Here is a 6,798-nt window from a genome sequence, read left to right as displayed (position 1 = left end):
CCCGTTTCGGCGTGAGGCGCGCTGTCGGGCCATACTGATGCGCAGGCTCGAGAGGACTCTCGGGCCTGCGCATGAAACGGAAGTGGTGGAGTGACACAGAGCAGGCGCGAGATCCGTGCCGCCCAGCTGGCCGCCGAGAAGCGCAAGCGGCGAGCAGGCAAGCGGCCGCATCCGGGACCCGAGCCGACGGACGACGGCGACGCGCTCGAGTTCCGGGCCGGTGGCGGCGGGAGCGACGAGGACGGCGGGCGCACGGGCTGGAAGCGCTGGGCGATCCCGACGCTCAAGTGGGGGTCGTTGGCCGGGTTCGCCCTCTTCGTCCTCGCCATCGTCGGAGTGTGGGTCGCCTACGCGAGGACGAGCGTGCCTGCGCCGAACGACTTCGTGGGCCGGCAGGTGTCGATCATCTACTACTCCGACGGGAAGACCGAGATCGACCGCATCGTCCAGGACGAGGGCAACCGCCAGATGGTGGACCTGGCCAAGGTCCCGGACGCCGTTCAGAAGGCCCACCTCGCGGCCGAGGACCGCACCTTCTACGTCAACAACGGCATCTCCGTCGGCGGCATCCTGCGAGCCGTCAAGACGAGCATCACCGGCGAGGCGCAGGTCGGCGGCTCCACGATCACCCAGCAGTACGTCAAGAACTACTTCCTCAGCCAGGACCGCACCCTCGAGCGCAAGGCGAAGGAGATCCTCATCGCGGTGAAGATCGACGGTGAGAAGTCGAAGGACGAGATCCTCGGCGACTACCTCAACACGATCTACTACGGCCGTGGCGCCTATGGCATCCAGACGGCGGCCCAGGCGTACTTCGGCAAGTCGGTCGAGAAGCTCACCGTGGCCGAGGGCGCCGTCCTTGCCTCCGTCCTCAACGCCCCGTCGCTCTACGACCCTGCCGAAGGGGAGAAGGCGGCAGCCAACCTCGAGCGCCGCTACACCTACGTCCTCGACGGGATGGTCGAGGAGGGCTGGCTCTCGCCCGCCGAGCGAGCGAAGTACACCGAGGTGCCGGAGATCAAGGAGTACAAGGGCCCCCGGCTCTCCAGAGGCACGTCCGGCTACATCACGGCCGAGGTCAAGAAGGAGCTCGTCCGGATCGGACTCACGGACCAGGACGTCGCCAAGGGCGGGCTGCGCATCGTCACGACGATCGACCGAAAGGCACAGTCCAACGCCGTCAAGGCGATGGCCAAGAACCTCCCCAAGGGGGTGCAGGGCGGTCTCGTTGCGATCAAGCCGGGCGACGGTGCGGTCATCGCGATGTACGGCGGCTCCGACTACTCCAAGCGGCAGCTGAGCAACGCGACCCAGGCGATCATGCAGGGCGGCTCCAACTTCAAGCCGTTCACTGCACTCGCGGCGGTCCGCGAGGGGATCTCGACGAAGACGAAGTTCGACGGCAACACGCCGAAGGAGTTCGACGGCTACCCACACCCCGTGAACAACTACGACGACCGGGACTACGGCAAGGTCGACATGCGCACGATGATCGGCAGGTCGATCAACACGGCGTTCGTCGAGCTCAACGAGGAGATCGGGCCGGACAAGACCCGGCGCGCGGCGATCGACGCCGGCATCCCGGAGAAGACGCCCGGCCTGAAGAACGACCTCGGCAACGTGCTCGGCACGTCGTCCCCCCGCGTCATCGACATGGCGTCGGCCTACTCGACGATCGCCGCGCAGGGGATCCGGTCCACACCGTACGTCATCGCGCGGGTCACCTCCGCCGACGGCAGCTACAGCTACACGGCCGAGCCCTCGACCCAGCGCGCCTTCGCCAAGGAGGTGACGGCCGACGTCACCGACGCGATGACCTACACCACGAAGCCGGGAGGCTCGGCGACGAGGATCGGCCGTGAGTTCGACCGTCCGGTCGCCTCCAAGACGGGAACGTCCGAGGAGAACCTGTCGAAGTGGTTCAGTGGGTTCGTGCCCCAGATGGCCGTCTCCGTGGGGACCTACAAGCCCACCAAGGACGGCAAGTCGAGCCTGTCGCTCTCGGACGAGGAGTCGGTCGCGCCCGACGGGTCGACGATCCCGGCGAACATCTGGCTCGACTTCATGATGCCGACCTTCGAGGGCGTGGAGGTGCTGCCCTTCCCGAAGCGCGCCGGGCTCGGCGACGAGGACGTGCCGACGACGACGCGCACCACGACCGAGGCGCCCGAGCCGGACGAGCCGACGACGACCACCACGGCGCCGCCGACCACCACGACGACGCCCCCGCCGCCGACCACGACGGAGCCGACCAAGACGCCACCCGGCAAGACCGACCCACCACCGACGACCGAGGAACCGACCGTCACGATCACCGTGCCCCTTCCTGACGAGACGACGACCACCACGACCAAGCCAGGCAACGGCAACGGATGACGGGCGCCCGCCGCAGGGCGGTGACGACCGACCCCGTCGCCACGGCCGCCACGGAGGTCATCGGCGGGCCCCGTGGCCGCTACGCCGCCCGTGAGCTCCCGTGGGTGCTCACGGCGGCGGTGCTGTCGGCGCTCGCCGCAGTGCCAGCGGGTTTCGGGGTAGCCCTGCGCATCCCGTGCCTGCGCACCCACTGGTCGGGGGACGGGCAGTTCTGGAATGCCTGCTACTCGGACCTGCCGAACGCGTATCGGGACGGCAACCTCGGTGCCGGCCTGGCAGCCTTCCTCCAGGGCGCTGAGGGGGCACCCGTCACGGGGCAGCCGCCGCTGACCGGCTTCGCCTTGACCGCCGTCGCCAGCCTCGTCCCGTCGGCCGACCGCGAGGGCACGAGGATCGCGTGGTACTTCGCGCTCTGGGCCGTCCTGCTGACCCTGCTCCTCCTGGCCATCATCTGGCTCGTCGCCTCGTCGGCCCGCCTTCCCTGGACCGCGGCGCACGTCGCACTGGCACCGGTCGTGGCTCTCGTCGGCTTCGTCTCCGCCGACCTGCTCGGCGTCGCGCTCGCCTCCGCCGGCATGTGGGCCTGGGGTCGTCGACGCACCGCGACGGCCGGTGTCCTGCTCGGCCTGGCCATCTCGGCCCGGTCCTACCCCGTGCTCATCCTCGTCGCGATCGGCCTGCTCGCCCTGCGGTCCGGCAGGCTGCGCGACTTCTCCCGCACGGCCGCCCACGCCATCGCGGCGTTCCTCGCCGTGCTGGGCGGCCTCTGGCTGCTCCACCCGGAGGCGGCTGTCTCGTCCTACGAGGCGTGGGTTGCGGCCGGAGCCGGCTACGGCTCCCCGTGGCTCCTGCCCCAGCTCGCCGGACACCCCCTGCCGACCCTGGCGGTGACGGCGCTCACCGTCCTCGGCTGGGTCGTCGCCCTCGTCGCGGGTGCGGTGCTCGCCCTGGCCAGTGCCCGCCGTCCGACGCTTGCCGAGGTCTCGCTCGTCATGGTCGGCATCGTCCTCGTCACCGGCAAGTCCTTCACCGTCCAGAGCTCGCTCTGGCTCGTCCCGCTCGTCGCATGGAGCCTCGTCCAGTGGCGCGACCATCTCGTCTGGGCGGGGGCCGAGGCGCTCAACTTCGTCGCCGTATGGCTGGCCATCGCCGCGACGAAGGTGCCCGACCGGGGCCTGCCCAACGGCTGGTATGCCTTCTTCTCGATGCTGCGGGTCATCGCCGTCCTGTGGCTCGTCGCCATGGTGTGGCTGCGTGCCCGCGAGCGGTGGGGTGGGTCGGCGCCGGAGCCCGACGACCTGGCCGGGCCGATGAGGGACGCGGAGGACCGCGTCATCGTGCGCTTCACCTGACGCGATTTCGGGGTATGCCGCTGAGCCCGGTAGTCTTGCCGGGTTCGCCGTGTGCCCTTCCGCCCCGGGTTGCAGCCCTGGGTGGCTTGTGGAGAGAGCCGATGGAGTGTCGGCCCGATCTGCGAAGGTGGGTCACGGCGGGACGTGTTGCAACCCTCCTGTCACGGGAGAGACCCGTGACCGCCGAGACCAAAGGAGGTGGGTAGAAGCATGCGTCAGTACGAACTCATGGTCATCCTCGACCCGGAGACCGAGGAGCGCACCGTCTCCACGACGATGGACAAGTTCCTCAACGTCGTGAAGAAGGACGGTGGCACCGTCGACAACGTCGACATCTGGGGTCGTCGTCGGCTCGCCTACGACATCCAGAAGAAGTCCGAGGGCATCTACGCCGTCGTCAACTTCACCGCCGAGCCGGCCACGGCTCAGGAGCTCGACCGCCAGCTGAACCTCAGCGAGTCGATCATGCGGACCAAGCTGCTCCGACCCGGCGCCTGACCGCTCACGATCACCTGGTCACCGGGCTCGACTCACCAGACACCGATCACTCAACGAAGGACTGAACGGAGCCACGCATGGCAGGCGACACCGTCATCACGATCATCGGCAACCTGACCGCCGACCCCGAGCTGCGCTTCACGCCGTCCGGGGCCGCGGTCGCGAACTTCACCGTGGCGTCCACGCCGCGGATGTTCGACCGCCAGACCAATGAGTGGAAGGACGGCGAGACGCTCTTCATGCGCTGCTCCGTCTGGCGTGACGCGGCGGAGAACGTCGCCGAGTCGCTCCAGCGCGGCACGAGGGTCATCGTCGCCGGCCGTCTGAAGTCTCGTTCCTACGAGACGAAGGAAGGCGAGAAGCGGACCGTCGTCGAGCTCGACGTCGACGAGATCGGCCCGTCCCTGCGCAACGCCACGGCGAAGGTCAACAAGACCCAGCGTGGCGGTGGTGGCGGCTTCGGCGGCCAGCAGGGCGGCGGCTGGAGCGGTGGCCAGCAGGGCGGCGACGACCCGTGGGCGACCGGTCCCGGTGGGGCCCAGGCCCCCGCCCAGGGTGGCCAGCAGGGTGGCGGCTGGGGACAGCCGGCCGCGGCGCCGCAGGGTGGCCCGGCCGGTCAGGGTGGCCAACAGGGTGGCCAGCAGGGTGGCTGGGGGCAGGGTGCCCCGAGCTACGACGAGCCGCCGTTCTGACCATCCCGGCCCGAGCGGTCGCGAGCATCCGCCGCTGAGCCAGCTCAGCGGCATACGAAACACAGAGACATCCCATCCCGGGGCAGGAACCCCGGGCTTTCCAGAAGGAGAGCACCACGATGGCCAAGCCCGTTGTGCGCAAGCCCAAGAAGAAGGCCAACCCGCTGAAGGCGGCGAAGGTCGAGAACATCGACTACAAGGACACCGCGCTGCTGCGCAAGTTCATCTCCGACCGTGGCAAGATCCGCGCTCGCCGGGTGACCGGTGTGTCCGTCCAGGAGCAGCGTCTCATCGCCACGGCCGTGAAGAACGCCCGTGAGATGGCGCTGCTTCCCTACTCGAGCTCGGCTCGCTGAGCCCGCTCGCTCGAGACAAGGAGAAGCCCAACATGAAGTTGATTCTGACGCACGAGGTCACCGGCCTCGGTGCAGCCGGTGACATCGTCGAGGTGAAGGACGGCTACGGCCGCAACTACCTGCTCCCGCGCGGACTCGCGACGCCGTGGACCAAGGGCGGCCAGAAGCAGGTCGACGCCCTGATGAAGGGCCGCGAGGTCCGCGCGATCCAGGACGTCGAGCAGGCCAAGGCGGTCAAGGGCCGCCTCGAGGCGACGTCGGTGACGGTGACCGCGAAGGCCGGGCAGTCCGGTCGTCTCTTCGGCGCGGTGAGCAACGGCGACATCGCCGAGGCCGTCAAGGCTGCCGGAGGCCCCGAGCTCGACAAGCGCAAGATCGAGGTCAAGCAGGCGGTCAAGTCGGTCGGCTCCTACGAGGCGACGGTGCGGCTCCACGCCGACGTGGCAGCCACGTTGAAGTTCGAGGTCGTCCCCGCCTGAGACATTCTCCCGCCGGCGTTGTCAGCCGGCAGCTGCTCGCCTCAGGGCCCGGTTCCGTCTGGAACCGGGCCCTGCCGCGTCGGGTCCGCGGAGGTCATAGGGTGGCGAGCGATGGCACTCGACATTCGTGACGTGGGGCACGCCTTCGGGGAGCGGCAGGCCCTGGCGGGCGTGACCTGCTCCATCCAGCCTGGCCGCCTCACCGGCTTGCTCGGCCCCAACGGCGCCGGCAAGACGACCCTGATGCGCGTCCTGCTCGGAGTACTCGCCCCCGACCGGGGTGAGGTCAGCCTGGATGGGCAGCGGGTCGCGGACCTGCGCGACCGCCGGACGTGGGGCTACATGCCGCAGGAGCGCGGCCTCTATCCGGCGATGCCCGCAGGGGAGCAGGTCGTCCATTTCGCGTGTCTGCACGGCCTGACCAGACCGGACGCGACGGCGCGGGCTCGTGCCCTCCTCGAGGAGCTCGGGCTGGGCGACCGTTGGGGCGACCGCACCGACAAACTGTCCGGGGGGATGCAGCAACGGCTCCAGCTGGCGACCGCCCTCGTCCACGAGCCTGAGGTCATCGTGCTCGACGAGCCCTTCGCCGGCCTCGACCCCGTCGCCGTCGCGAGCCTGTCCGACACCCTGCGCGAGCGGGTCCACGGTGGGCGGATCGTCCTTTTCTCCAGCCACCAGCTCGACCTCGTCCAGGACCTCTGCGAGGACATCGTCATGATCGACCACGGCCGAGTCGTCCTCGAGGGGGGTGTGGCTGCCCTGCGCGCCTCGTCGGGGGACCGGCAGCTTCGGCTGCACCTCGCCTCGCGCGACCGCGAGTGGCTGCGTGCGTGGGACGGCGTGTCCGTCGTGTCCGATGCGGCCGATGACCTGCGCCTGGTCATCCCACCCGGGGTCGACCCGTTGGCGGTCCTCGACGCCGCCCGGGCCGTGGGGCCGGTGGTCGACTTCGGACTGGACCTGCCGACGCTGTCACAGCTGTTCCTCACCGCGGCGGAACGACGCGGAGTGGGCGCGGCGGAACGACGCGGAGTGGGCGCGG

General features: G+C 69.7%; 7 protein-coding genes. All 7 read left to right on the top strand.

The features are described 5' to 3' along the window. Positions 1 to 90 precede the first annotated feature (90 nt). Entirely contained in the window at positions 91 to 2,376 is a 2,286-nt protein-coding gene (locus LOY02_RS16035) for a transglycosylase domain-containing protein (protein WP_317183370.1), read from the top strand. Beyond that, positions 2,373 to 3,728: a hypothetical protein gene (locus tag LOY02_RS16030; protein WP_317183369.1), complete on the top strand. Its 1,356-nt coding sequence runs from the start codon at positions 2,373 to 2,375 to the stop codon at positions 3,726 to 3,728. The genes LOY02_RS16035 and LOY02_RS16030 overlap by 4 nt, the downstream gene beginning before the upstream one ends. Positions 3,729 to 3,938: 210 nt before the next feature. After that, positions 3,939 to 4,226, top strand: coding sequence for a 30S ribosomal protein S6 (rpsF, locus tag LOY02_RS16025; RefSeq protein ID WP_317183368.1), 288 nt, complete (start codon positions 3,939 to 3,941; stop codon positions 4,224 to 4,226). Positions 4,227 to 4,303: 77 nt separating this feature from the next. Next, positions 4,304 to 4,918: a single-stranded DNA-binding protein gene (locus LOY02_RS16020; RefSeq protein ID WP_317183367.1), complete on the top strand. Its 615-nt coding sequence runs from the start codon at positions 4,304 to 4,306 to the stop codon at positions 4,916 to 4,918. Positions 4,919 to 5,037: 119 nt separating this feature from the next. Continuing rightward, positions 5,038 to 5,274 carry a 30S ribosomal protein S18 gene (rpsR, locus tag LOY02_RS16015; RefSeq protein ID WP_013494395.1) on the top strand — a complete coding sequence of 79 codons (237 nt, stop codon included), beginning with the start codon at positions 5,038 to 5,040 and terminating at the stop codon, positions 5,272 to 5,274. A 32-nt stretch (positions 5,275 to 5,306) separates the two neighbouring features. Then, positions 5,307 to 5,753 (top strand): 50S ribosomal protein L9, encoded by a 447-nt coding sequence (rplI, locus tag LOY02_RS16010; protein ID WP_317183366.1) that lies wholly within the window; start codon positions 5,307 to 5,309, stop codon positions 5,751 to 5,753. A 111-nt stretch (positions 5,754 to 5,864) separates the two neighbouring features. Continuing rightward, the coding region (locus LOY02_RS16005; RefSeq protein ID WP_317183365.1) for an ATP-binding cassette domain-containing protein at positions 5,865 to 6,798 on the top strand (934 nt) is incomplete at its 3' end.

This window comes from Intrasporangium sp. (assembly GCF_032907665.1).
In the GTDB taxonomy this organism is placed as follows: domain Bacteria; phylum Actinomycetota; class Actinomycetes; order Actinomycetales; family Dermatophilaceae; genus Intrasporangium.
Note: the sequence above shows the minus strand (reverse complement) of the source record. Positions and strands in the feature narration are given on the sequence as shown.

Coding starts and splice junctions, on each gene's coding strand:
- LOY02_RS16030 (WP_317183369.1), top strand. CDS start 2,373: ATGACGGGCGCCCGCCGCAGGGCGGTGACGACCGACCCCGTCGCCACG.
- rpsF (WP_317183368.1), top strand. CDS start 3,939: ATGCGTCAGTACGAACTCATGGTCATCCTCGACCCGGAGACCGAGGAG.
- LOY02_RS16020 (WP_317183367.1), top strand. CDS start 4,304: ATGGCAGGCGACACCGTCATCACGATCATCGGCAACCTGACCGCCGAC.
- rpsR (WP_013494395.1), top strand. CDS start 5,038: ATGGCCAAGCCCGTTGTGCGCAAGCCCAAGAAGAAGGCCAACCCGCTG.
- rplI (WP_317183366.1), top strand. CDS start 5,307: ATGAAGTTGATTCTGACGCACGAGGTCACCGGCCTCGGTGCAGCCGGT.